Here is a 23,271-nt window from a genome sequence, read left to right as displayed (position 1 = left end):
AAAAATCCCCTGCAATTGTTATCGACAATTACAGAGGACGTTGTGAAGTATTAATTATTGAATGTCAATTTTGGTATCGTTACTAGAATTTGGTTGAGCTTTAGGTAAATGAATTTGTAAAACACCGTTGGTATATTGCGCACTGACCTGATTACGCTCCACATTAGGTAAGCGATATTGGCGGCTAAAGCGACCGTAGGAGCGCTCATTCATGATCATCTGACCTTGGTCATTGCTGGCGTCAGAGAAAGAATCACGCTTTGCAGATACGGTCAAGATATCACGGTCGTAATTAATGCTAATATCCTTCTTATCTAAATCGGGTAAATCAATGGCAACATCATAGGCTTGGCTTGATTCAGAAACATCAGTCTTCATATTAGAGTTAGTAAAACTCGGTGTCATATTGTTAAACCAACGATCCATATTGTTGAACATATCAAACATATCGCCACGACGATTCGTTAAATTATTATTCATAACTGATTACTTCCTTTCAATTTATAACCACATTGTAGCCTCCAACGTTATAAATTTCAACTAATTATCACTATTAATTAGATAGTGCTAATTAACCTTCTAAACCAGCGGGTTTTAACCATTTTTCTAATAAGTTGAGAAGGGTATCGGAAATAATTGACATTAAGGCAGTCGGTAAAGCCCCAGCTAAAATCAAGGCACCACCATTGGTGGCGTTGGTACCCCGAATAATAATGTCGCCTAAACCACCGGCACCAACAAATGCCCCGATTGCTGTAATCCCGATCGCTAAGACCAGAGCGTTGCGAATGCCGGCCATAATAATTGATAATGATAGGGGCAAACGGACCATATACAAGATTTGCCAATTGGTCATCCCCATGCCTCTACCAGAATCAATGATATTAGCATCAACATTGCGCATACCAGTGTAAGTGTTCTTGATAATTGGCAATAAAGAATATAAGAACACAGTCACAATGACCGTATTGACGCCTAACCCCATGCCAATCATGATAATCGACAAGAGGGCTAAAGACGGAATGGTTTGAATTACATTGGCAATACTGATCACGAAGTTACCAAGCTTATGATTACGAGCAATTAAAATGCCCACAGGAATACCAATGATGGCCGCGAACAAAACGCCATAAATCGAAATTAAAAAATGCCGACAGAATTGTTGCAAGATATACATGCCGTTGTGCTGATAATAATAAATTAATTGTTGCCAAATATTTAAATGTGACATCTACTTATCACCTCGGAAATAATGATTTTCCTGTAAGAATTTGTGGGCGACAACTTGGGGTTCTAGCAATTGATCATCAACTTGATAGTTGAGCTTACGCATGGTATGGACGTTAATCTTGCCATCTAAGCGGTGTAAAATGGGTTTTAAATCAGGATGTTCTTTTAATAAAGAATTGTTCACGAGCATAGAACACTTATATGGTGGGAAAAACTTTTTATCATCTTGTAGTTGCTTTAAGTGATAGCTGTCTACGCGTCCGTCAGTAGAGTAACCTAAAACGACATCCATCTTGTTAGAGGCTAATGCCGAATAAACTAACCCAATCTGCATGGGATAGGCTTTCGCAAACTCAAAACCATAATAACGAGTAAAATCTTTATAACCATCGCCCTTACGATTTAACCAGTTAGCATCTACACCAATCGTGGAACTATTGGCCACTTTACCTAAATCGGACACCTTGTTTAAACCATACTTTTTAGCAGTTTTTTGTGTGACCATAAAGGCAAATTTGTTTTCAAAACCGTAAGTAGGAAATAAGGTTTGATTATAGCGGCGTTTAACCGTTTGACTAACAATTCGGGTTGCTTTAGCTGCACTTTTAGTTGGCGGTAGATTTAGCGTCGTGGTTAATTCGGTACCACTATAAGATACAGCTTGAATGTCAGCATCTTTACGAATTAAAGCTTGGTGCATAAGCGGTGCCGAACCGAGGTTATTGACGATTTCGGTATGATAATTGGTTTCATGAGCTACTAATTCGCTGATAATGTTAGCAATAACCTGTGATTCAGTTGTATTTAAAGAAGCAATTCGTACCGTATCACTATTGCCTTGTGCGGAACTGAGACCGGGTAGGCTGCAACCACTAGCGGTGACAGTTGTTAATAATAAAACTAAGGCCAGTAAACAGCGGCGTAGTTTCTTTTTCATAGTTCAACCCCCTTAGTTAATTTTACTGGAAACTGGTGTTAGCTTTTGTTCTAATTTGCCTAATAGATAGTCGGTGAGAATGGCTAAGATAATGACTGGAATGGTGCCTCCTAAAATTAAGGCTGGTTGGAACAAGTTCAAACCATTAAAAATGAAGTCGCCTAAACCACCAGCACCAATGTAAGAAGCTAAGGTGGACCACGCAATGACATAGATAGCGGATAAACGAATCCCCGACATAATTACGGGCATCGCCAAAGGAACCTCGACTTTAATAATTGATTGCCAATTAGTCATGCCAATGCCCTTGGCGGAGTCAATAATATTAGGATCGACCCCTTTAATACCAATATAAGTGTTACGCAAAATCGGCATTAAACTATAAATGAATAAAGCAATAATTGCGGGTAATTGCCCAATGCCAAACACTGGGATCATTAAGGCTAATAAAGCTAAGGCCGGAATAGTTTGCAGCATACTAGCAATATTCATGACAATATTGGCCGTTTTGGGAAAACGAGATAATACAATGCCCAAGGGAACAGCGACCAAAATGCCCAAGCCTAGAGAAATAGCTGAAATATAAATTTGTTCCCAAGTTTTAACTAATAATTCAGAACCATGCTGTGCTAAAAAACTACTCATTATTTTGCTCAGCTCCTTTAGATGGCGTGTGATTATTATCCTGGCTTTCAGCGAGCGGATCGCTATCCCCCCAGATGGTGTTGTAAACCAAATTAACTAAAGCTGAACGGGTAACAATCCCGACTAAAACGCCATTATGATCAACTACAGGTACATAACTAGAACCCCGTTTTAAAATTCGATCCACTGTATCACGCAAGTAGGCTTCAGGACGTACAGTATAGATATTCGTATCTAAAATATCACTGACTCCTGCGGCCTTATGGTAACGATGTTCCAAGCGCTCAATGCGAATCAAACCTTTGAGGTGTTTGTCATCATCGGTTACTAATAAGGTATCAACATGCCGTTGTTTCATTAAAACCAAAGCTTCTTTTAAGGAAGCACCCAAGTTGATTTGTACCGGCTCCGTCAACATGATTTCTTTAACTTGCACCATATCATGCTTGGCTTCAGCTAACCGATCTTCACCAATTAAGTTTTCCACGAAATCATTAGCGGGGTGTCGTAAGATTTGATCAGGGGTATCATCTTGGACCACTTGACCATCATGCATAATGACAATATGGGTGGCTAATTTTAAAGCTTCATCCATATCGTGAGTGACAAAGACAAAGGTTTTGCCCGTATCGCGTTGCAATTTTTGAACTAAATCTTGTAAATTATCCCGCGTAATAGGATCTAATGCCCCAAATGGTTCGTCCATTAAGATCAAATCTTGATCAGCTGCGAGGGCGCGAACCACACCAATTCTTTGTTGTTGGCCACCGGATAATTCGGAAGGGTAGCGGTCTAAATACTCTTCTGGTAATTCGGCCAGTTGAATTAATTCTTTGGCCCGTTTGTCTAGTTTGTCTTTAGGCCATTTTAATAGTTTTGGAACTAAAATAATATTATCTTTAATCGTCATATGGGGCATGAGCCCATTATTTTGAATCACATACCCAATTTTGCGGCGCAAATCGACCGCGTTAAAGCTGTTGACACTTTTTCCCTTAATTAAAACATCACCAGAAGTAATGCTATTCATGCGATTAATCATTCGCATTAAAGTGGTCTTGCCCGAACCGGAAGTACCGATAAAACAGCAAAATTCTCCTTGAGCAATTTTGATATTAGCGTTACTAACCGCGGGCGTTTTTCCTTTATAGATTTTAGTGACATTTTTAAACTCCACCATTGGTGTATTATCTGTCATGCAGTTGATACTCCTCTCTGTGTTTGTCAGGATTAATAGTCGCTGACATTAAAAATAGCTACGACAAAAGTACAATTAATTAAAATCACGCCAGTGTTATAAGCGTCAAGTTAAATCCAATTAATTGTTGTCTTGATACCATTAGGTAATAGAATCGATCTTGGCAAAAATACTTGTATTTTAAGGAGAGATCTTACTACCATAATAACGAAGCGCTAGAATGAAATCAAAAAACAGACTATTTTTTAGTCTGTTTTTTACGGATAAAATGGATCACAAAAGTAACAATAAAAGCAACGGCTAAAGCCAGCGTAAACATGGAATTCGGAATTTCAATGTTAATGGCGGGAATCGTCAAAAATAATTTCACGGCAATTAATAAAATTAAAATATAAGCCATGGGTTCCAATTCGGGGATTTTGTTCATTAAACTCATAATTACTTCGGCCACTCCCCGCATGGCAATAATTCCGATCACACTACCAATTAAAATAATGACGGGATTATTGGATACCGCGATGAGGGTTAACACGGAGTCCAAGGAAAACATAATATCGGTAAATTCAACCGAAATAATCACTTGCCATAACGGAGATAAGCCTTTGATTTTAAACATTTTAATCTGCTTTTTTTCGCCGGAAAATTTTTCCCAGAAAAAATGAACTGACATATATACTAGATAAATTGCACCTAGGATTTTAATCCACCAAAAGTCAATTAAATAAGTGCCAATGCCAATTACTAAGAAGCGAAAAATAAAAGCTCCCCAAATACCGTAAAACAGGGCATCTGCCTGTTCTTTTTTAGTTTTTAAGGTATGTGCTTGGGCGGCGAGAACGATCGAATTATCAACAGACAAAAGACACTCCATAATAATTAACGAAATAATCAATAACCAGTCATTCGGTGACTGAATGACTTTCTCCCAATTGTGTAACTCAAAAAACGGCCGGTACAAATTAATAATGAAATTCACAGAATTCTCCTTTAGAATAGTAACGTCAAAAAAATGCATTCAGCTCATATTAACTGCTGCTTTCGGTTATAAAGCCAATTAACCAGCTACTAGCAATTTAGTTTATTGTAACAAATCTACTACTGAAAAGAAAAAGCCAGTGCGGCTGTGCAGCCTGGCATAAGAGTTATTTTGACTAAAATGTTTGATTGAGCAGCTCCGGTTTTTGAATAGTAAATTTTGTTTGTTGATGATTATCAATGCAATAGACATGTTGACTATGATCTTCGGCTAGCGGACCAAAATCTAAAATAATATTATCATTTTGGATAGAGATATTTTGAATACTATCTAATAAAATGTGCTGGACAGAGCGGGCAATTGACAGGTTGTCTCTCATCTTGTCAACGGCAGCGTGCAGGGTATAACCATCGTCTAAAAAATTTTTAATCATGCGGGCGTGAATTACTTGTTGGTAGGGTAACTTCACTGCGCCGTTTTCGGTTTTGACGGTTTTGAGATAGCCATTTTTAATCCAGTAGCGAATCTGCGTATCAGTAACTTGACAGGCACGGGCAGTGTCGCGAATGCTGAGATACAGATTGTCTGGTCGAATAATATTATGAAACCATTGTGCGTAATCATTAATTTGAGCCATTTTTCACCTAGTTCTTGTCTAAAATAAAATCTGAGCATCAAGAAAATTTGTGTAGCAAAACTAAACGTCTTCTTATTATAAAGTTCTTCTGTTAATTTGTAAATTTGTTAACATGAATATCAAATAATTGACAAAGAGTAGGAGATAGTTTATATTGTACAGTATTGCTTTGCTATCGGGATTTAAGAAGTTCTTAAATCGGTTCTACATGTTTAATGAATAATTTTATTGGAAAGAAGGATTTTACTTGGCAGAAAGTAACACAATGAATAAGTTCAGCAAATTAATGCTGATTATTGTTCTACTAGTTGGAACATTTTGTACTGTGTTAAATCAGACTTTATTATCGACAGCATTACCAAAGTTGATGTCCACATTTAATGTTTCGACAGCAACGGTTCAGTGGTTAACGACTGGCTTCTTGATGGTGAACGGAATTATGATTCCATTGTCTGCTTATTTAGCAACGACTGTTAATACTAAATGGTTATATATCTCAGCGATGGTTATTTTCTTATTTGGGACAGTTTTAGCTTTTATTGCTCCTAGTTTCGGCATTTTGTTAGCTGCGCGGTTAATCCAAGCAGTTGGTGTGGGAATTACCATGCCATTATTACAGACAATTATGTTATCGTTGTTCCCGGCAGAATCGCGGGGAGCCGCGCTAGGCTTAGTTGGTATTGTTGTCGGCTTTGCGCCAGCGATTGGACCAACTCTATCTGGTTGGATCGTCGATAACATGAATTGGCGTGATTTATTTGGTTTATTAATTCCATTTGTGGTGGTCGTAGTTATTTTGGCTTTAATCTTCATGAAGCCAGTTATAAAAACCCACAAACAAAAATTGGATTGGTTATCCGTCTTCTTATCCACGGCAGGTTTTGGAGCCTTATTGTATGGCTTCTCCGCCGCAGGGAATGACGGCTGGACTTCCGCTAACGTTTTAGCAACCTTAATTGGTGGTGCAATTGGTGTCGTTCTCTTTATTTGGCGGCAATTAGTAATTCCTAAGCCGTTCTTGGAATTACGAGTTTTTAAGACAGCAGACTTTACTTTAGCAGCTATTTTGTCCTCCATTGTGACAATTGCGATGTTAGGTGTTTCTACAGTCTTACCACTTTATTTACAAATTGTGCACGGTATGAGTGCTTTGAAGTCTGGTTTAATTTTACTACCAGCAGCGTTAGTCATGGCCTTCATGAGTCCTATTACAGGACGGACCTTTGACGCATTTGGCGGTCGGCGTTTAGCGGTTATTGGCTTGGTTATTTTGACGTTAGCAACGTTGCCATTCGTGTGGTTAACTGCTGACACACCAACCAGTTACATTGTTATTTTACAGGTAGTACGGACATTAGGAATTTCTATGGTCTTAATGCCAGTTACCACTTCCGGAATGAATGCTTTACCAGATGATTTAATTGCTGATGGTACGGCAGCTAACAACACGGCACGTCAGATTGCGTCTTCGATTGGTTCAGCGATTATGATTACGTTATTGACTAATGTTACTAAGGGTCAACAACCAGGTAAGCATTTATTGCATGCAGCACCATTCCAATATAAACATGACTTCTTAAATGCGACTTTAGCAGGTTATCATGCTTCCTTTATGTTCTCCTTAGTCTTTGCTGTAATTGGTGTGGTTTTGGCCTTCTTCTTAAAAGAAAAGAACCAGGCTAAAGATGTTGATGTGAACAAAGTAGTAAAGGGGGGTGAATAGGCATGATTTTAGTAACTTTAGTTATCGGTGCAGTCGCTACCTTTATGAGTTTTGTCTATTTAAGAAAACCACTTTTACGGACATTCGCTACGCTTATTGCTTTAATTATTTTCGGATTGTCACTCGTCTTTTTAGTCTTGAATGATTATAATCACTTCGGTATGCACCAAGTGACCGAAAGTAAAACTACCCAGATTTACCCAGCTAAATCAGCTAATGGCTTGAACTTAATGTTGTATAAGACTGTGGGTACTAATGGAAAAGAAACGGTGCAAGTTTATAAAACTGATCCAGATCAGAAAAAGCCCGTTCATTCACAAGTTAATGAAGAAACAATTTCTAATAACCACATTAAGTCCACCACTAAACAAGACGGTTCTTTAAAAGAGACGGTTACGCGTTGGAAGTATAAATCAAATGCGGATAAGATTTGGTTTGGCGTTTCTGGGATGGATAATAAATTAGTTAAACGGGTTAATACGTTCTATTTGCCTAAGAATTGGTTACATTTATCAATGAACCAAGTTAAGCAATTACAAAAGAAAATGGCCCAAATGAAAACGCCAGCTGGTCAAGCGCAAGTTAAAACACAAGCTCAAGCTTATGTTAAACAAAAATTGGCTGCTGCAGCGAAGAAAGATCCTAGTTTAATGACTAATAAGGCCCAGATGGCAGCTTTGAGTAAACAATATGCGCAAGAATTTCAAACGCAATTGATTAAAAAAGCAGTTGGTCAATAAACTGTGTGACAACAACTAAATGTTCCAAATAGACTTTTGAGAAATTTCTCAAAAGTCTATTTTTTTGGATGTTTTCTTGTGTTTTAACATCAATTCGGTTACACTCGAATTAATTAAATCAGATTATCATCGCAAAGGGGAGCTCTAAATAGCTGAGAGTGATTAAGTTCAGACCCTTGGAACCTGTTTGTTAGTACAAGCGTAGGAATTGTGATGAGTGGTAGACACTCTTTTTTGCGAGATAGTTAAAAAGGAGTGTTTTTTGATGTCAAAAAATAAGTTACAAACGTTGGTTGAAGGTGCAATCATCGTGGCGCTAGCCATGGCTTTGTCGTATATTCCTCACAGTTTAGGAATTTCCTCAATTGAGATTTTGTATGGAGTCGTTCCTTTGTGTTTATATTCTTGGCGCCGGGGTGTTAAAGCCGGCATTATCGCTGGTATTGTGTGGGGATTATTGGATTTGATTTTACGAGGCTTAAGTAGTGGTTCGGTTTTAAATGTGTGGCAAGGAATATTGGAATATCCTGTGGCCTTTGGGGTCTTAGGCTTAGCCGGTCTTTGGGCGCCTGTGATTGAGCAGCGAATTCAACAACACCGATCGATTTTGCCAGCAGTATTAGTTAGCAGTAGTGTTGCATTATTTATCAAATACTTTTGTCATTTTGTGGCGGGCGTCTTGGTGTGGGGTTCTTATGCTCCCAAAGCATTTAATCCGTGGACATGGTCGTTATTAGTTAATGGTGGTAGTGCAGTTGCCAGTTTAGTTTTTGCGTTAATCGTCTTTGGCTGTTTAAAAAATATTTTAGTTAAATTATTAAATTTAAAAATAAAATAAATTAAAGATAGTCATTTGAGCTTAATTTCTTTATAATGTTATTGAAAACGTTTATAAAGAGAGGTGCTCTGAATGTACTATGTAGTAATGCAATCGCATGATATCCGTGATAATCTAGCCACTGAGCAGTATTTAATGAATAATAAGGATTTTGATGAACCACTAGTATTGTTTTATATTGAAAGTCCTTGTATTATTGTTGGTCATAATCAAAACACAATTGAAGAATTGAATAACGACTATGTCCGTCAACATCAAATCACGGTTACTCGACGACTTTCGGGGGGCGGCGCAGTATATCAAGACTTAGGTAATCTTTGTTTTAGTTTTGTAGTCGATGCAAAAGATGAAAAGTTTGGTGACTTTAAAAAAATAACCCAACCGCTGGTTGACGCCTTACACCGCTTAGGGGCAACTGGGGCACAAGTTTCCGGGCGCAATGATATTTTAATAGACGGTAAAAAGTTTTCGGGCAATGCCATGTATACCAAGAATGGCAAAACTTTCTCACATGGTACTTTATCGTATGATGTCGATTTAGACGTCTTGACAAAAGCCTTGCATGTACCAAAAGATAAGATTGCTTCTAAAGGTATTAAGTCGGTGCGCAGTCGGGTAACGAATATTCGGCCGTATTTAGATGCACAGTATCAAAATTTAACGACGGAACAATTTCGCGATATTTTGTTATTAAGTCTCTTTCAAGCTGATGATTTAGCGGACATTAAAGATCATGAATACCAAATTACCGCCCAAGACCAGCAAGCAATTGCGCAATTAAAAACAGACATTTACGCTAATTGGGATTGGGTGTACGGCAAATCACCCGAGTTTACCGTGAAGAATCGCCAACACTTTGAGATGGGGACCATTGATGCACGGTTTGTCATTGAGCAAGGCAAGATTAGTCAAGCTAAGTTTTACGGTGATTTCTTTGGTACACAAGATGTTGAACAATTAGAACAACAACTTCAAGGTGTGACTTATGATTATGATCATCTTGCTCAAAAATTACAAACGATTGATTTAGACCAGTATTTTACCGGTATTAAAGCAGCTGATTTGATCAAGCTAGTGACACCTTAAAAATCTTTTCCAAAGGAGTGCAGGACCGTGTATTATTTTTGCATGCCAGCACAAGATATTCGTGAAAATCTGGCAACCGAACAATATTTAATGAACAATAAGGACTTTGATGAACCATTGGTTTTGTTCTATATTCAAAAACCGTGTATTATTGTGGGACGCAATCAAAATACTTTGGAAGAATTAAACTTAGATTACGTGAAAGCACACCAAATTACGGTCACCCGACGGCTTTCGGGTGGTGGCGCCGTGTATGATGACTTAGGTAACGTCTCTTTTAGTTTTGTGATTAATGCGCAAGATGAGCGGTTTGGCGATTTTCAAAAAATGACCCAACCGATTGTAGCAGCTCTACAGCGGATGGGAGCCACGGGGGTAGAAGTTTCCGGGCGCAATGATTTATTAATTGCTGGTAAAAAGTTTTCCGGCAATGCCATGTATACTAAAAATGGCAAAACTTTCTCGCACGGGACGTTGACTTATGATGTGGACTTAGATGTTTTGAGTCAAGCACTCAAGGTGGCACCTGATAAAATTGCGTCTAAGGGTATTAAGTCAATCCGTAGTCGCGTGACGAACTTGAAACCTTACTTGGCACCTGAATATCAAAACTTAACCATTGAACAATTTCGCGATGCATTGTTGTTGAGTCTGTTTGAAGCACGAGACTTAGCAGACATCAAGGATAAAGAGTATCATTTGAATGCTCAAGATCAGGCGGGAATTGCCCAATTAAATCAAGAATTATATTCCAATTGGGATTGGGTTTATGGACAATCGCCACAATTTACCATTCAAAAGCGTCAGCATTTTAATGCGGGGACCATTGATGCGCGGTTATTGATTGACCATGGGAAAATTGCTCAAATTAAGTTTTATGGAGATTTCTTTGGCCAACAAGATGTTAGTGAATTACCAGCATATTTAGTTGGCATTGACTATACGGAATCAGCTTTAACGCAGGCCTTAGCTTCGGTTGATGTGGATCAATATTTTACCAATTTTACGGCACAGCAATTAGTTGATTTGTTAAAGCCATGAAAGATTAGAACAAAAGTCGTTGCAATTCCCGCAGCCTTCTTTGGGTTCCAGTTTCTAACAATTAAAAAACAGCTAGCAATAGTTTGGACTAAGGCTAGCTGTTTTTTCTGCTTAGAATTTAATTCTTGGATTCAGTTCGATGCGTTAATTTAAATTTTGTCCACGGTTTGATGAAGTCCAACAAGAATAGTTCTTCCGGTTTTAATTGTCCGACTTTATTTTTACGTGAATCTTGATGAGGCTCTAAAGCAATTTGCAGTTCATTTTTATAAACACCAAAGTTATCATTGCCGATTAAAACATCGCCACGTTGGAAAACTTGGTCATTATCATGCGGTGGATTGGCTACAGCTTGATAGGTAACGCGCGGCATAGTGGAACGAATGACTAATTGATTAATATCACCGCGCCGAAAATGTTGTGGCTTGAACATGATGTCTGCTTCAACCGGATTAACAGTATCATTTAACTCCAAGTCAAATTCTAATTGATAGCGATCAGTTTGGGCTAAGGCTTGCAACTCACTTTCACTAGCGTAAGCATTGCCGATAATCACGTCGTCAATCATTTGGGAGGCAAATAAGTGCTTGGCTTGCACAGCAATAGGTAATTTTCGATCCATTTCTAAAGTTGGTAAGCCATCGTTGACATTCCACGGCCCTTGGTCGCCCACATGACTTGCCACAAAGGCGGCAGTATGAATCCCAGCTTTTTTGAAGCGTCGATTACACTCCATAAAATAATCATAGGGTAAACCAGTTCCTATTTGCGGATAAAAATTGTGACAGCCATAGATAAAGGGCGTATTGGCTTGAAAACTTAAAATATTATTTAAGTAATCAACATTATTACTGAGGTTCAGTTCAATAATTAAGCCGTAAGGGTTATAGGACAGCATGGCTTCAGTGGCTCCATCAAAAGCTTGATCCAACCTGATGCCCGCTGCATGTAATTCAGCAAAAAATGATAAATCATCGTAAGAAATATTCAATTCATCAAAGATGTTAGGAGCGACGTCAATAATGGTTTGATAACCGAGCTTGTTACCCACGTCAATAATTTTTTGAAATTTAGCTTTAGTTTGTTCCGGAGAACCGGTAACTTCTAACATACTCATGAAAATTCGGGAAAAGCCGTATTTGTGTCCCAATTCTAAGTATTTTTTATCTTCTGCAAAATTGCTATGATCTGGATAAATCGATAGTCCTAATTGTCGTTTTGTCATAATAAACTCCTTTAGCAAATTCATCAGCGAGCAAATTCTTGGGCATTGTGTTAACTAATTAATTAAATTGTAATTTTAGTTTAACTGAATGAGCCTAATTTGCAAGAATGACGGAAAAAGATATTTTTCTTTGAGAAACGTGTTTCTGATTTTTTACCACATAATCTTGATTTTTAGAAACAAAATAGTAAAATGTTTCTTGTAAGCGTTACATAAAAACGTTTTTATAAATTGGGAGGCTGTTTGATGACTAACAAGAAACAATTACGACCAGATTTTTTGTGGGGAGGCGCTGTAGCAGCGCATCAATTAGAAGGTGGCTGGCAAGCAGGTCATAAAGGTGTGAGTGTTGCCGATATTATGACGGCTGGCGCTAATGGTGTTCCCCGGCAAATTACCGATGGTGTTAAAGACGGGCTGTACTATCCTAATCACGAAGCCATTGATTTTTACGACCGTTATCCGGAAGATATTAAATTGTTTGCCGAAATGGGTTTTAAATGTTTTCGGACGTCAATTGCATGGACGCGCATTTTTCCTAATGGCGATGAAAAAGAACCTAATGAAGCAGGATTGAAGTTTTACGATGACTTATTTGATGAATGCTTAAAGTATAACATTGAACCGGTCATTACGTTATCACATTTTGAAATGCCATATCATCTAGTTACCGAATATGGTGGATGGCGCAGCCGTAAGGTGATTGATTTCTTCTTGAATTTTGCTGAGACTGTCTTTAAGCGCTACCAAAATAAAGTTAAATATTGGATGACTTTTAATGAGATCAATAATCAAACCGATTACAAAAATGATTTTTCGATGATGACTAATTCCGGGCTGTTAAAACGTCCGGGTGAAAATATGGAACAGACCATGTATCAAGCCGCACACTATGAATTGGTGGCGAGTGCGAAAGCGGTCCAAATCGGACACCAAATTAATCCGGACTTTCAAATTGGTTCGATGATCGCGATGGTGCCGTTATATCCAGCAAGTCCTAAACCAGCGGATATGTTAAAAGCCCAACGGGCGAATGAAGCGCGGTATTGGTTTGAAGATGTGCAATCTAATGGTCGTTATCCGCATTGGCTTCGGACTTATCAAGCTAATCAAGGCTGGGAGATGGATATTACCGCTGAAGACTTAGCAACTTTGGCACAAGGCACCGTTGATTATATTGGCTTTAGTTATTATATGTCCCGGGCTGTTCGGGCAAAAGACCATGAACCAGTTAATTATCATTATGATGAAGACCAAGATGGAACTCCTAATCCGTATGTCAAGTCCTCTGAGTGGGGCTGGCAAATTGACCCTGAGGGTTTGCGTTACGCCATGAATTGGTTAGCAGATCGGTACAATAAACCGCAATTTATTGTAGAAAATGGTTTTGGCGCAGTTGATCAAAAAGAAGCTGATGGTTCAGTCCATGATCAATACCGGATTGATTATTTGCGCGCACATATTGAACAAATGAAGTTAGCCGTCGAAGAAGATGGGATTGATTTAATGGGTTATACACCATGGGGGTGCATTGACTTGGTTTCTGCGGGGACAGGACAAATGTCTAAGCGTTATGGCTTTATCTATGTGGATAAAGATGATGAAGGTCACGGCACTTTGGAACGCTCGAAAAAAGATTCCTTTGCTTGGTATCAAAAAGTCATTGCATCTAACGGCGAAGATTTAGCTTAAAAAGGGGGCAGTTAAAATGGCTGAAGAAAAGTCTAAAAATAGTTTTTTAACGACTAAACTGATTCCATTTTTCCAAAGAATATCGTCAGCACGTCATATGGTAGCTTTACGTGATGGGATGGCAGCTGCGATTCCAATGATTATCATTGGTTCAATCTTCATGATTATTGCGCAATTTCCGATTAAAGGTTATTTAGCTTTTATGGCGCATACTTTTGGGCCAAATTGGGCGAATGTGGCCCAGTATATCACTAATGCATCGTTTCATATTATGGGGTTAATCGCTGTCGCCGGGATTTCGTATAACTTAGCACGCAGCTATAAAGTTGATGCTTTTTCAGCGATGATCGTTGCTATTGGAGCCTATATTTTAACCATTCCACTAAAAACGGATAAAGCTGGTAATTTGTGGGTACCGTTAAAAGAACTGGATTCCTCAGGTTTATTTATTGCGATTTTAGTCGGTTTATTTATTACTGATTTATATGTCTGGATTGTTCATAAGAACTGGACGATTAAGATGCCCGCGAGTGTGCCACCGGCCATTAGTAATTCATTCTCGTCATTGATTCCGGGCGCGATTTCGTTACTAGTTGTGTGGGTCATTCGCTTGGGAATTGAAGCTACGCCAATGAAGAGTATTCCTAATGTGATTACCTTCTTCTTACAGGATCCGTTGAGTCATTTGAGTAATACTTTACCGGGAGCACTAGTTGCAGAAGGTTTAGTCTGCATTTTGTGGATCTTTGGGATTCACGGTTCCAATACGGTGGCTGGCGTGATGCAACCTATTTGGTTAGCTGCGATGGCCCAAAATTCGGCTGCTTTAAAAGCTGGCCATGCTTTACCAAATATTGTTACACAACAATTTTTTGATAACTTTGTTCACATGGGTGGTTCTGGCGCCACGATTGGTTTAGCGTTGATGATTGCCTTTATGTCCAAGAGTAAAGAGTATAAGACCTTGGGTGAATTAGTCGTTGGACCTGCGATCTTTAATGTTAACGAACCGATTATCTTTGGTTTACCAATTGTCATGAACTATAAGATGGTCATTCCGTTTATTGCAGCACCGTTAACGAATGTTACCGTGACCTATTTAACTATGAAATGGGGTTGGGTTGCTAAAACGATGGGTGTCATGGTACCTTGGACCACACCACCGATTATGTCAGGTTATTTAGCTACTGGTCATATTTCAGGAGCAGTCTTACAAATTGTCAATATTGTCTTAGATACTTTGATTTACTTCTTCTTCTTTAAGAGCATGGATAATCAAAAAGTAAAAGAAGAAAAAGCAGCGCAAAATGCCTAGATTAGTGGTTTAATATAAGTAAGTAAAAGATTAAAGGAGAATTTAATTATGAGTAAAAAGACGATTATGTTAGTATGTGCCGCCGGCATGTCCACGAGTTTATTAGTTAGCAAGATGCAAAAAGCTGCTGAAGAAAAGGGCGTTGAAGCTAATATCTTTGCAACCGCTGCTGCAGATGCAGATTCCAAAATGGAAACCGAAAACCCAGATGTTTTGATGTTGGGACCGCAAGTTAGCTACATGTTAGATGATTTTAAGAAGCGGGTTTCCATTCCAGTCGAAGTCATCAATATGCAAGACTACGGTATGATGAACGGACCGAAAGTTTTAGATGAAGCTTTAAGTTTAATTCAGGAATAAAGGATATTTAATTAATGAACGAAGAAGAAAATTTACAAACAGTTATGGGTCTCATCATGAATGGTGGCAATGCCAAGGGTGCTGCTTTTGAAGCCATTAAAGCCGCTAAGGTGAATGATTTTGCTACTGCGGAAGCCAAGCTGAAAGAAGCGGATAAATTTTTAGCAGAAGCCCATAACGCGCAAACGGGCATGTTAACTAAAGAAGCTAGTGGTGAACATGAGCAAGTGACGCTATTGATGGTTCATGGTCAAGATCATATCATGAATGCGATCACTTTTCGCGATTTAGCAGGAGAAATTGTTGATTTATATAAGCAATTAGCTGCTAAATAAGAATGATGCAATAATTAATTAAGACGTGGTTGAGACAAAAGCTGAGGTTAACTTTTGTCATGACTACGTCTTTTTTTAAAAAAGGAGTTGTTCAACAAGTCATTGGCACAATTAACAGCGACGCAGAAAAGAATTTATCGATACATTAAAGTCCATAAGGAGCAAGTCAAAGATTACAGTTTGCGTCATTTGGCTGCTAAACTAGGGGTGGCGCCGGCCTCAGTCTTACGGACAATTAATCGTTTAGGTTATCAGCACTATTATGAATTTTGCCAGCAATTACAGCAAGAAGTAGCTGGTCAAGGCTTAGTGGATGATATTACCTATCAAGCGCACGATTATTTTTCCCATATTGAAAACTATGACCAAAAGATTCAGCAGTTTAAAACATTGTTTGATCCGGCGACGATTTTTGTTTTTCTCGGTGTAGGGACTTCCGGTGATTTGGCTAGTTACGGGGCGCGGCAGTTTGTGAATAATGGGCGTGAAGCTTACGTGATTGCTGATCCTTTTTATCCTATTCAACTAGGACATGCGGCTATGAATAATCATGTGGTGATGATTTTATCGGTGAGTGGTGAAACTGAGCAAATGCTGGAGCAGGCGACGAGTTTTCATGATCAAAAGGCAACCTTGGTTAGTATTACCAATGATGACCATAATTCCTTAACTACTTTAGCGGATTTAAATTTTTCCTACCATATTAATAGTCGTATTATTGGCCAATCGGTGAATCTCACTAGTCAAGTGCCAGTAGTTTACTTGTTAGAGCGTTTGGCCCAAGTTGTTCATTGTTAAAACAGTTGGAACTAAAAAAGAAGTGTTCACAATCAATGCGAACACTTCTTTTAATTAAAGTCATATTTCAAATACTTAACTTTTTTATTGTTTAGCTAATTGGGATTCTTCAAAGCGCTTATTGCCTCTGTATAATTCCACAATCGTCCAAACTAATAAAGCTAAAACTAGGACAATTAAGATCCAAGCAATCACGTTGGCTTGGGTTAATTGCGCGGCTGTTGGATTATCACCGTAGAAACCGGCAATGGAATCTGGTAAACCTTTCAAGTTCAAGAAAGTTAAACCAATAACCGAAATCCAACCTAACACTTTGACCCAAAGTGAGTTTTTGAACCGGGTTCCCATTTCTACCTTACTATCGGTAAACATTAATAACGGTAGCATGGAGAATGGTAAGGCAAAGGCTAAGAAGACCTGTGAATTATTCATTAAGTCGTTTAATGCAGCGTGCTGTTTAATGGGGCTTTGACCACTAGTCATCAAGACGCAGAAGAGGACCGGAATCACGGAAATAACCCGGGTTACTAAACGCCGTAACCACAGTGGCATCTTCATGTGCACGAAACCTTCCATGATAACCTGACCAGTTAAAGTACCAGTGATGGTCGAATTTTGACCAGAAGCTAACAAAGCGACCGCGAATAAGGTAGATAAAACGCCTGTTTTGGCAATGGAGATTAAAATGCCGTTACTTAATTTGGAAGTATCGGATAAAGCTTGATATAAACCAAAGAATGATGGATCTTTGACAGCGCCAGTCTTGAAGACTGCGACACCAGTAATTAATAACAACGCATTAACAAAGAAGGCAAAGGTTAATTGAATGTTAGAATCCCAAGCAGAGAATTTCACAGCATCAGCGACTTCGTCGGGATTGTTGTGATCAATTTTCCGTGTTTGCGAAATTGAAGAATGCAAATACAAATTATGTGGCATAACTGTCGCCCCAATAATTCCTAAAGCACCTTGTAACGGACTCATGCCATTAACAACAGGATGTGAAGAAAAGGCTTGAGCTGAAGGAACTAATCCCTTCAAAACGCCACCCCAATTGGGATCAGATAAAGCTACTTGATAAACGAAGATGACCAAGATTACTAAAATTAAGGCCACAACAATCGCTTCAATTTTTCGAAAACCAATTTTAGTCAATAACAGCAAGACTAAAACATCCAGGACGGTAATGAAAACGGCGATGACTAACGGAATATTAAACAGGAGATATAAAGCAATCGCGGCCCCAATAACTTCCGCAATATCCGTCGCCATAATCGCTAACTCCGTTAAAATCCAGAGAATGACACCAAGCGATTTACTTGTCCGAGCGCGAATTGCTTGCGCTAAGTCCATTTGCGTCACAATGCCAAGTTTAGCGGCCATGTATTGTAAAAGCATGGCAATTAAACTTGAAATTAAGATGATGGACATTAATAAATATTGGAAATTCTGACCACCAGTAATAGATGTGGACCAATTACCGGGATCCATATAACCGACAGCAACTAAGGCTCCAGGACCAGAATAGGCAAATAATGTGCGCCAAAAGCCTTTGCCATGGGGAACTTCAACGGTACTGTTGATTTCCTCCAAGGAAGGACCATTGGCATATTCAATTAAATGGTGTTTTTTCTTTGTATTTTCAACCAAAAGAATTCCTCCTCATGTTTTTCCAAAAAACAATGATACTCCTACTTTCGCCAAAATTAAACCTTAAATTAGGTGAACTTAAAAAACATTTTCTTTGCTATTTTCTGAAAAGGGTTTAATAATGAGGGGAAAATAAGTCGAGGTTAGTAACTAACAATAATTTTGTGGCGAGTAGTTGCCTTAATTATCAAGGATTTGCGGGCGTTTAACTAATAAAACTGTTTTAATTTGTTTGTTTGAAAGAAGCGATGTCAATGGCTGATTCAATCCATTTATCCAAAAGTGCGCATTGGTGGTTTGTGGCCACGTTATTAGCAGGAACTTTTACGATGTCCATCAGTCAGTCTTCCTTGTCAACAGCGTATCCGACTTTAATGCATTATTTTGCGGTACCGGCAACCACTATTCAATGGTTGACTACCGGTTTTATGTTGGTGATGACGGTGATGATTCCAGTGAGTCCGTGGTTGTTGGCTAATGTGGCTTTTAAAAAGTTATTTATGAGCTTATTAGCCATTTTTGATGTGGGCACCATGATCATTATCTGGGCGCCAACGTTTGGTTTAATGCTATTCGGACGCATTCTGGAAGCGATGGCTGTGGGTGTTTTATTCCCTGCCTATCAAACGGTGCTCTTGAAAATTACACCAACCAAGCGGCGTGGCAGCGTGATGGGGACCGCGGGCTTAGTTATGGGATCGGCATTAGCCATTGGACCGATTATTTCGGGGATTGTGTTACGCTTTTTTACTTGGCAAGCGGTCTTCATTTGTTTTGCCTTCATTATTACAGTGGTCTTAGGTCTTTCTTTAGTTACGATCACGAGCCCCTTAGTTTTACAACCGACAAAACTGGATTTCATCTCTGCTCTTTCAACCGTGAATTTTATTGGCTTTTTATATGTTTTAACTAAGTGGGGGCAAAGTAAGCAGTGGACCTTTAGTTTAAGTGTGATTTTAATTTTGAGTAGTCTGGGCTTAGCAGTTTTTATTTGGCGACAATTGACTAGCTTGCACCCCATGCTAGAATTGCGGGTCTTGAAACAAATTAATTTTGATTGGGCAGTATTATTAACGGGGATTTCTTATATTGCCTTAATCGTGGTAACGATTATTTTTCCGTTGTATTACCAAAACATCTTGCATTTAACGGCCTTTACTTCTGGAATGGCGTTAGTTCCAGGAGCGGTTTTGTTAAGTCTCTTGAACCCCTTAACCGGAAAATTAGCGGATCATTGGGGCTTTAAAGTGACGTTACTATTAGGAATGAGTATGATTACTGGCGGTTGGTTACTATTATTTGTGTTGCAGCAACGGTTAAATTTAGGTTGGTTAATGATTTTGGCAGCGCTGATTGAAGGTGGCAATGCCTTTGTAATGATGCCAGCGGTGACCTTGGGAGCCGATGTGTTGCCTCAAAAATATATTGCGCATGGTACGGCGGTTATTACCACCGCACGACAAATCTTAGGCTCTTTTGGCGTCACGTTAGCCACACTTTTATTGGCGTTACCCGCCAATGGTGCGACGTTAGTTCTGCGGCAACAACGACAATTTCATTTGGTCTTTGGGGTATTTTTCGCAATTAGTTTATTCGGATTAGGGATAGCGTGTTTGATTAAAAATCAGCACGGCCGGTAGTCAGACAGCAAAAAAGTCCAAAATTACTGGTCAAACATTGCGATAATTTGACAGTAACTTTGGACCTTTTTTAATTTTAATTATTAAAATTCTTCATATTCAGCGGGATCCTGATTCTTGAGTCGCCCATCAGGTCGGTCTAAATTAGTAATTGTCTGCATTTGTGCAGGAGTTAATTCAAAATCAAAGACCTGCAAATTTTCCTGCTGCCGACTAAAATGTGTAGCTTTTGGAATCGGCAAGACGCCGAGTTGAATTTCCCAGCGTAAAATCACTTGCGCGACACTTTTTCCTAAATCTTGCGCAATACCTTGAATAATGGGGTCGGATAACATAGAACTAGCACGGCCGATCGGACTCCAAGCCCAAGTGATGATTTGATGTTGATCATCGTAGTGCCGTAATGTGGCTTCAGAGAAATAAGGATGCAATTCAATTTGATTAACTGCTGGTTTGACGTTAGTTTCGGCAATTAAACGGTCAATATGCTCTGGTAAAAAGTTAGACACGCCAATTGTTTTGATTAAACCCATTTGCTGAGCTGTAATTAAGGCTTGCCAAGCTTCGACATAGAGGTCTTCTTTAGGATTAGGCCAATGAATTAAGTACAGGTCATAGTAGTCTAAACCGGCACGATAAAGCGATTCTTGAATTGTTTGAAGTGCTTCTTGGTAGCGATGGTGTCGTCCGGGTAATTTAGAAGAAACAATAATTTGCGAGCGTTGCAAGCCGCTTTGCTTAATGGCTTGACCGACAGCGCCTTCATTTTCGTAATTAAAAGCTGTATCTAAGAGCCGATAGCCGGCATTTAAGGCACTGGTAATGGCATTGACGCCTGTTGCGCCATTTAATTTGTAAGTTCCAAAGCCAATCTGTGGTAAAATTAAGCCATCATAAGTGGTGCGGGTAGGAATTTTCATAAGGAACCTCCTTTAATATTAAAACCACTGTTGTTACATGTTAATGATCTGGTACAAAAAGCCAGATTTTTGCGAACTTTTGGTTTGCGAGTTCTCACTTAAATGTTATCATATTTAAGTTTAGAAGCAATTCATTGAGATTGGGACAAATGGAGTACCATCAGAAAAAATGTTCGTGTAAATTGACGAAAAATTTTTGTAGTTCCAGCTTATTTGCTTTCACAAATTAACTAATTGGGGGACATTATGCTAAACGATTGGCTACTAATCTTAATTGATATCTTTTTTGTAGCGATGCTACTGAATAATTTGTATTGGCAATCTCAGATTGTGGTACATGCTAAATATAAAATTTCCAGTTTAATTATTGCGGTGATTTTTGGAGTCTGGGTTCTATCTATGCCGGAAGATTCGTGGTGGTACGTGGTAATGGTGGCTGCCTTTTTAACAGTGACCTTAATGCAAGGTACTGGCGGTATGGCGCAAAAGCGCTTAGTGACCAGCGGCTTTTTTTCTAATTCACTGAGTTATCAAAAATTGACTCATGTAACACTGATTCCGGTAGAATTGCCTAATGCCCCCGTGCAAGTAATTTCGATTTTTACCGTGGCTAATCGGCAAAATATTCAAATGACGTTTAAACAGTCGGTCGCCCAATTACAGCAAGAGTTAAAAGCAGTTTTACCACAGAATATCGAAGTCGAAATTGCTCACATGTAGGTAGTTTGCGGACAAAAATTAAATATAATAAAAAAACCTTGTTTCTAGATGATTTTCTGGAAAACAAGGTTTTTTAGTACATAATTATTTATAAGATTGGTGACAGTAAGCGTGAGAAAAGTTGTTTAAAGCGAAGCCAGTAAGACTGTTGCTGAATGATTTCGGGGGTCAACAAGGTGCTGTGTTTTAAATCTTCTTGAAAGATCTCCGTTAGCTGTTGGCTGACCTGAGTATCGTAAAAGAAGGCATCTGCTTCAAAGTTGAGGCTATAGCTGCGGTAGTCTTGGTTCATTGAACCAATAGCGCTGACTTGATTGTCAAAAACAGCCGTTTTGGCATGCATAAAACCATTATTATAATTATAAACTTCAATATTGTGCTCGCTTAATAAATTGGCATAAAATTGTGTAGCCCGAAAAATAAAGGGATGATCTGGTTTGTCGGGGATGATGATTTTAATTTTAATACCGGAGCGTGCGGCCACTAAGAGGGCGTCAATCATTGGTTCATCCGGAATTAAGTAAGGCGTTTGGATTAAAATACTTTCTTTGGCACTCATGACTAAACTCATGAACCCACCCTTAAGCGTGTCAAAATTACTGTCAGGACCATCAGAAACGATTTGAATCGGGGTAATGTGCTGGGGCTGTTTGATTTGCGTGGGAAAATATTTTTCCTGAAATAAAATCTTTTCGTGGTGGCGATCGACGGAAGCGTTCCAGTCTAAAACAAAGCGTTCTTGTAAAGATAACGCGGCATAACCGTAAATACGCACATGAGTATCGCGCCAATAACCAAACTTGGGTTTGAGGCCAAGATATTGATTGCCAATATTAAATCCGCCCGTCCAACCAATGCGCCCATCAATGACGACGATTTTGCGGTGCAAATGGTAGTTTAAACGGTACTTAGCGATGGCATTTTGTGAAGTGATAAAGGGCATGACTTGCCCCCCAGCGGCAACTAGTGGTTGAAAGAACTTTTTGTTGGCCCCGGGAGACCCCCAGCGATCGTAAATCACGCGTACTTCAACGCCAGCTTGAGCTTTTTGAGTCAGAATATCTAAGACTTGGCGCCCTAACTCATCATTAAAAAAAGAATAGTATTCTAAATGAATGGTTTCTTGGGCATTACGCAAATCCTGTTCTAACGCGGCGAATTTGGCGTGACCATCGGTAAAAATCTGGGGATCATTATGGATTGTCACAGGAACATCATCATTATGATTAAAGTAATCGATTTGACGTTGGGCAAGTAAAGTCGTATCGCTGGGGGTTAACGGGCGCTTTTGCTCGCTACTCTGGTTGACCATCTGCTTCAATCGATCAAGCCCAATATGTTCGGCATTACTAATGGCAAAGAGGTTTTCTTGGGCAATCCCGCGGCCAAAGAAAGCAAAAATTAAAAAGCCAATGACAGGTAATAAAATTAAGACAATCAACCACGCTAAAGTGGTGGGAATACTACGCCGCCGGTGAAACACGGTAATAATGGCGGCAATCGTGTTAAGTAATAAAATTAAACTCAAAATTAAAAAAAAGATACGCATGAACCTACTCCTCAAA

The 23,271-nt window shown here is 39.0% G+C and carries 23 protein-coding genes and 1 riboswitch; of the genes, 12 read left to right on the top strand and 11 right to left on the bottom strand.

Going from position 1 to position 23,271, the window contains the following annotated elements; genetic code table 11:
- Nucleotides 1-54: 54 nt before the first annotated feature.
- The 7 genes from AC3B5S_RS04070 to AC3B5S_RS04040 form a co-directional block, all read right to left on the bottom strand.
- Nucleotides 55-480, bottom strand: coding sequence for an Hsp20/alpha crystallin family protein (locus AC3B5S_RS04070; RefSeq protein ID WP_489756964.1), 426 nt, complete (start codon nt 478-480; stop codon nt 55-57).
- Between the two features lie 91 nt (nt 481-571).
- A complete protein-coding gene (locus AC3B5S_RS04065; RefSeq protein WP_489756965.1) occupies nt 572-1,231 on the bottom strand; it encodes an ABC transporter permease in 660 nt (219 codons plus the stop codon).
- Nucleotides 1,232-2,167, bottom strand: coding sequence for an osmoprotectant ABC transporter substrate-binding protein (locus AC3B5S_RS04060; RefSeq protein ID WP_489756966.1), 936 nt, complete (start codon nt 2,165-2,167; stop codon nt 1,232-1,234).
- A gap of 12 nt (nt 2,168-2,179) precedes the next feature.
- The gene (locus AC3B5S_RS04055) at nt 2,180-2,812 is read right to left on the bottom strand and encodes an ABC transporter permease (protein ID WP_489756967.1); all 633 of its coding nucleotides are present in this window, start codon (nt 2,810-2,812) and stop codon (nt 2,180-2,182) included.
- Nucleotides 2,805-4,010 carry a betaine/proline/choline family ABC transporter ATP-binding protein gene (locus AC3B5S_RS04050; protein ID WP_489756968.1) on the bottom strand — a complete coding sequence of 402 codons (1,206 nt, stop codon included), beginning with the start codon at nt 4,008-4,010 and terminating at the stop codon, nt 2,805-2,807. The genes AC3B5S_RS04055 and AC3B5S_RS04050 overlap by 8 nt, the downstream gene beginning before the upstream one ends.
- Nucleotides 4,011-4,248: 238 nt before the next feature.
- Entirely contained in the window at nt 4,249-4,986 is a 738-nt protein-coding gene (locus AC3B5S_RS04045) for a DUF475 domain-containing protein (protein ID WP_489756969.1), read from the bottom strand.
- 175 nt (nt 4,987-5,161) lie between these two features.
- Complete coding sequence (locus AC3B5S_RS04040; protein ID WP_489756970.1) at nt 5,162-5,623, bottom strand: MerR family transcriptional regulator; 462 nt, start codon at nt 5,621-5,623, stop codon at nt 5,162-5,164.
- Between the two features lie 265 nt (nt 5,624-5,888).
- Between AC3B5S_RS04040 and AC3B5S_RS04035 the strand changes: the two genes are divergently transcribed.
- From AC3B5S_RS04035 to lplA (AC3B5S_RS04015), 5 genes are all read left to right on the top strand, one after another.
- Nucleotides 5,889-7,346 (top strand): MDR family MFS transporter, encoded by a 1,458-nt coding sequence (locus AC3B5S_RS04035; RefSeq protein WP_489774992.1) that lies wholly within the window; start codon nt 5,889-5,891, stop codon nt 7,344-7,346.
- Between the two features lie 2 nt (nt 7,347-7,348).
- Complete coding sequence (locus AC3B5S_RS04030; RefSeq protein WP_489756971.1) at nt 7,349-8,086, top strand: DUF4811 domain-containing protein; 738 nt, start codon at nt 7,349-7,351, stop codon at nt 8,084-8,086.
- A 125-nt stretch (nt 8,087-8,211) separates the two neighbouring features.
- Nucleotides 8,212-8,311: riboswitch (TPP riboswitch) on the top strand.
- A gap of 40 nt (nt 8,312-8,351) precedes the next feature.
- Complete coding sequence (thiT, locus tag AC3B5S_RS04025) at nt 8,352-8,924, top strand: energy-coupled thiamine transporter ThiT (protein ID WP_489769314.1); 573 nt, start codon at nt 8,352-8,354, stop codon at nt 8,922-8,924.
- A gap of 72 nt (nt 8,925-8,996) precedes the next feature.
- Entirely contained in the window at nt 8,997-10,010 is a 1,014-nt protein-coding gene (gene lplA, locus AC3B5S_RS04020; RefSeq protein WP_489790101.1) for a lipoate--protein ligase, read from the top strand.
- Nucleotides 10,011-10,037: 27 nt separating this feature from the next.
- A complete protein-coding gene (gene lplA / locus AC3B5S_RS04015) occupies nt 10,038-11,051 on the top strand; it encodes a lipoate--protein ligase (RefSeq protein WP_489790100.1) in 1,014 nt (337 codons plus the stop codon).
- A 118-nt stretch (nt 11,052-11,169) separates the two neighbouring features.
- Here the strand turns inward: lplA (AC3B5S_RS04015) and AC3B5S_RS04010 are convergent, their stop codons facing one another.
- On the bottom strand, nt 11,170-12,276 hold the full coding sequence (locus AC3B5S_RS04010) for a DUF871 domain-containing protein (protein WP_489790099.1): 1,107 nt from the start codon (nt 12,274-12,276) through the stop codon (nt 11,170-11,172).
- A 246-nt stretch (nt 12,277-12,522) separates the two neighbouring features.
- Here AC3B5S_RS04010 and AC3B5S_RS04005 point away from each other — a divergent pair, with 246 nt between their 5' ends.
- The 5 genes from AC3B5S_RS04005 to AC3B5S_RS03985 all read left to right on the top strand — a co-directional run bounded on the left by AC3B5S_RS04005 (nt 12,523) and on the right by AC3B5S_RS03985 (nt 16,776).
- The gene (locus AC3B5S_RS04005; RefSeq protein WP_489790098.1) at nt 12,523-13,968 is read left to right on the top strand and encodes a 6-phospho-beta-glucosidase; all 1,446 of its coding nucleotides are present in this window, start codon (nt 12,523-12,525) and stop codon (nt 13,966-13,968) included.
- A 16-nt stretch (nt 13,969-13,984) separates the two neighbouring features.
- The gene (gene celB, locus AC3B5S_RS04000; RefSeq protein ID WP_489790097.1) at nt 13,985-15,283 is read left to right on the top strand and encodes a PTS cellobiose transporter subunit IIC; all 1,299 of its coding nucleotides are present in this window, start codon (nt 13,985-13,987) and stop codon (nt 15,281-15,283) included.
- 48 nt (nt 15,284-15,331) lie between these two features.
- Nucleotides 15,332-15,643, top strand: coding sequence for a PTS sugar transporter subunit IIB (locus AC3B5S_RS03995; RefSeq protein WP_489756978.1), 312 nt, complete (start codon nt 15,332-15,334; stop codon nt 15,641-15,643).
- A 14-nt stretch (nt 15,644-15,657) separates the two neighbouring features.
- Nucleotides 15,658-15,978 (top strand): PTS lactose/cellobiose transporter subunit IIA, encoded by a 321-nt coding sequence (locus tag AC3B5S_RS03990; protein WP_489756979.1) that lies wholly within the window; start codon nt 15,658-15,660, stop codon nt 15,976-15,978.
- A 102-nt stretch (nt 15,979-16,080) separates the two neighbouring features.
- Entirely contained in the window at nt 16,081-16,776 is a 696-nt protein-coding gene (locus AC3B5S_RS03985) for a MurR/RpiR family transcriptional regulator (RefSeq protein ID WP_489756980.1), read from the top strand.
- An 84-nt stretch (nt 16,777-16,860) separates the two neighbouring features.
- Here the strand turns inward: AC3B5S_RS03985 and AC3B5S_RS03980 are convergent, their stop codons facing one another.
- Nucleotides 16,861-18,426 carry an Nramp family divalent metal transporter gene (locus tag AC3B5S_RS03980; protein ID WP_489756981.1) on the bottom strand — a complete coding sequence of 522 codons (1,566 nt, stop codon included), beginning with the start codon at nt 18,424-18,426 and terminating at the stop codon, nt 16,861-16,863.
- Between the two features lie 254 nt (nt 18,427-18,680).
- On the opposite strand from AC3B5S_RS03980, the gene AC3B5S_RS03975 reads away from it, so the two are divergent.
- Entirely contained in the window at nt 18,681-20,066 is a 1,386-nt protein-coding gene (locus AC3B5S_RS03975; protein WP_489756982.1) for an MFS transporter, read from the top strand.
- Nucleotides 20,067-20,149: 83 nt separating this feature from the next.
- Here the strand turns inward: AC3B5S_RS03975 and AC3B5S_RS03970 are convergent, their stop codons facing one another.
- Complete coding sequence (locus AC3B5S_RS03970) at nt 20,150-20,986, bottom strand: aldo/keto reductase (protein WP_489756983.1); 837 nt, start codon at nt 20,984-20,986, stop codon at nt 20,150-20,152.
- Nucleotides 20,987-21,232: 246 nt separating this feature from the next.
- On the opposite strand from AC3B5S_RS03970, the gene AC3B5S_RS03965 reads away from it, so the two are divergent.
- The gene (locus AC3B5S_RS03965) at nt 21,233-21,706 is read left to right on the top strand and encodes a hypothetical protein (RefSeq protein ID WP_489756984.1); all 474 of its coding nucleotides are present in this window, start codon (nt 21,233-21,235) and stop codon (nt 21,704-21,706) included.
- 88 nt (nt 21,707-21,794) lie between these two features.
- On the opposite strand, the gene cls is transcribed toward AC3B5S_RS03965, so the two are convergent.
- Nucleotides 21,795-23,255, bottom strand: a complete 1,461-nt coding sequence (cls, locus tag AC3B5S_RS03960; RefSeq protein WP_489769307.1) for a cardiolipin synthase — start codon at nt 23,253-23,255, stop codon at nt 21,795-21,797.
- Nucleotides 23,256-23,271 lie beyond the last annotated feature (16 nt).

It is taken from the genome of Bombilactobacillus sp. ESL1094 (assembly GCF_058107425.1).
This window is presented reverse-complemented; position numbering and strand designations above follow the sequence as displayed.

Bases quoted from the DNA above. Each gene is read 5' to 3' on its own strand.
- AC3B5S_RS04060 (WP_489756966.1), bottom strand. From the start codon at position 2,167: ATGAAAAAGAAACTACGCCGCTGTTTACTGGCCTTAGTTTTATTATTA.
- celB (WP_489790097.1), top strand. From the start codon at position 13,985: ATGGCTGAAGAAAAGTCTAAAAATAGTTTTTTAACGACTAAACTGATT.
- AC3B5S_RS04050 (WP_489756968.1), bottom strand. From the start codon at position 4,010: ATGACAGATAATACACCAATGGTGGAGTTTAAAAATGTCACTAAAATC.
- AC3B5S_RS03995 (WP_489756978.1), top strand. From the start codon at position 15,332: ATGAGTAAAAAGACGATTATGTTAGTATGTGCCGCCGGCATGTCCACG.
- AC3B5S_RS04065 (WP_489756965.1), bottom strand. From the start codon at position 1,231: ATGTCACATTTAAATATTTGGCAACAATTAATTTATTATTATCAGCAC.
- AC3B5S_RS03965 (WP_489756984.1), top strand. From the start codon at position 21,233: ATGCTAAACGATTGGCTACTAATCTTAATTGATATCTTTTTTGTAGCG.
- AC3B5S_RS04040 (WP_489756970.1), bottom strand. From the start codon at position 5,623: ATGGCTCAAATTAATGATTACGCACAATGGTTTCATAATATTATTCGA.
- AC3B5S_RS04070 (WP_489756964.1), bottom strand. From the start codon at position 480: ATGAATAATAATTTAACGAATCGTCGTGGCGATATGTTTGATATGTTC.
- AC3B5S_RS04005 (WP_489790098.1), top strand. From the start codon at position 12,523: ATGACTAACAAGAAACAATTACGACCAGATTTTTTGTGGGGAGGCGCT.
- AC3B5S_RS04055 (WP_489756967.1), bottom strand. From the start codon at position 2,812: ATGAGTAGTTTTTTAGCACAGCATGGTTCTGAATTATTAGTTAAAACT.
- AC3B5S_RS04035 (WP_489774992.1), top strand. From the start codon at position 5,889: ATGAATAAGTTCAGCAAATTAATGCTGATTATTGTTCTACTAGTTGGA.
- AC3B5S_RS03970 (WP_489756983.1), bottom strand. From the start codon at position 20,986: ATGAAAATTCCTACCCGCACCACTTATGATGGCTTAATTTTACCACAG.
- cls (WP_489769307.1), bottom strand. From the start codon at position 23,255: ATGCGTATCTTTTTTTTAATTTTGAGTTTAATTTTATTACTTAACACG.
- AC3B5S_RS03990 (WP_489756979.1), top strand. From the start codon at position 15,658: ATGAACGAAGAAGAAAATTTACAAACAGTTATGGGTCTCATCATGAAT.
- AC3B5S_RS04010 (WP_489790099.1), bottom strand. From the start codon at position 12,276: ATGACAAAACGACAATTAGGACTATCGATTTATCCAGATCATAGCAAT.
- AC3B5S_RS03975 (WP_489756982.1), top strand. From the start codon at position 18,681: ATGGCTGATTCAATCCATTTATCCAAAAGTGCGCATTGGTGGTTTGTG.
- lplA (WP_489790101.1), top strand. From the start codon at position 8,997: ATGTACTATGTAGTAATGCAATCGCATGATATCCGTGATAATCTAGCC.
- thiT (WP_489769314.1), top strand. From the start codon at position 8,352: ATGTCAAAAAATAAGTTACAAACGTTGGTTGAAGGTGCAATCATCGTG.
- AC3B5S_RS04030 (WP_489756971.1), top strand. From the start codon at position 7,349: ATGATTTTAGTAACTTTAGTTATCGGTGCAGTCGCTACCTTTATGAGT.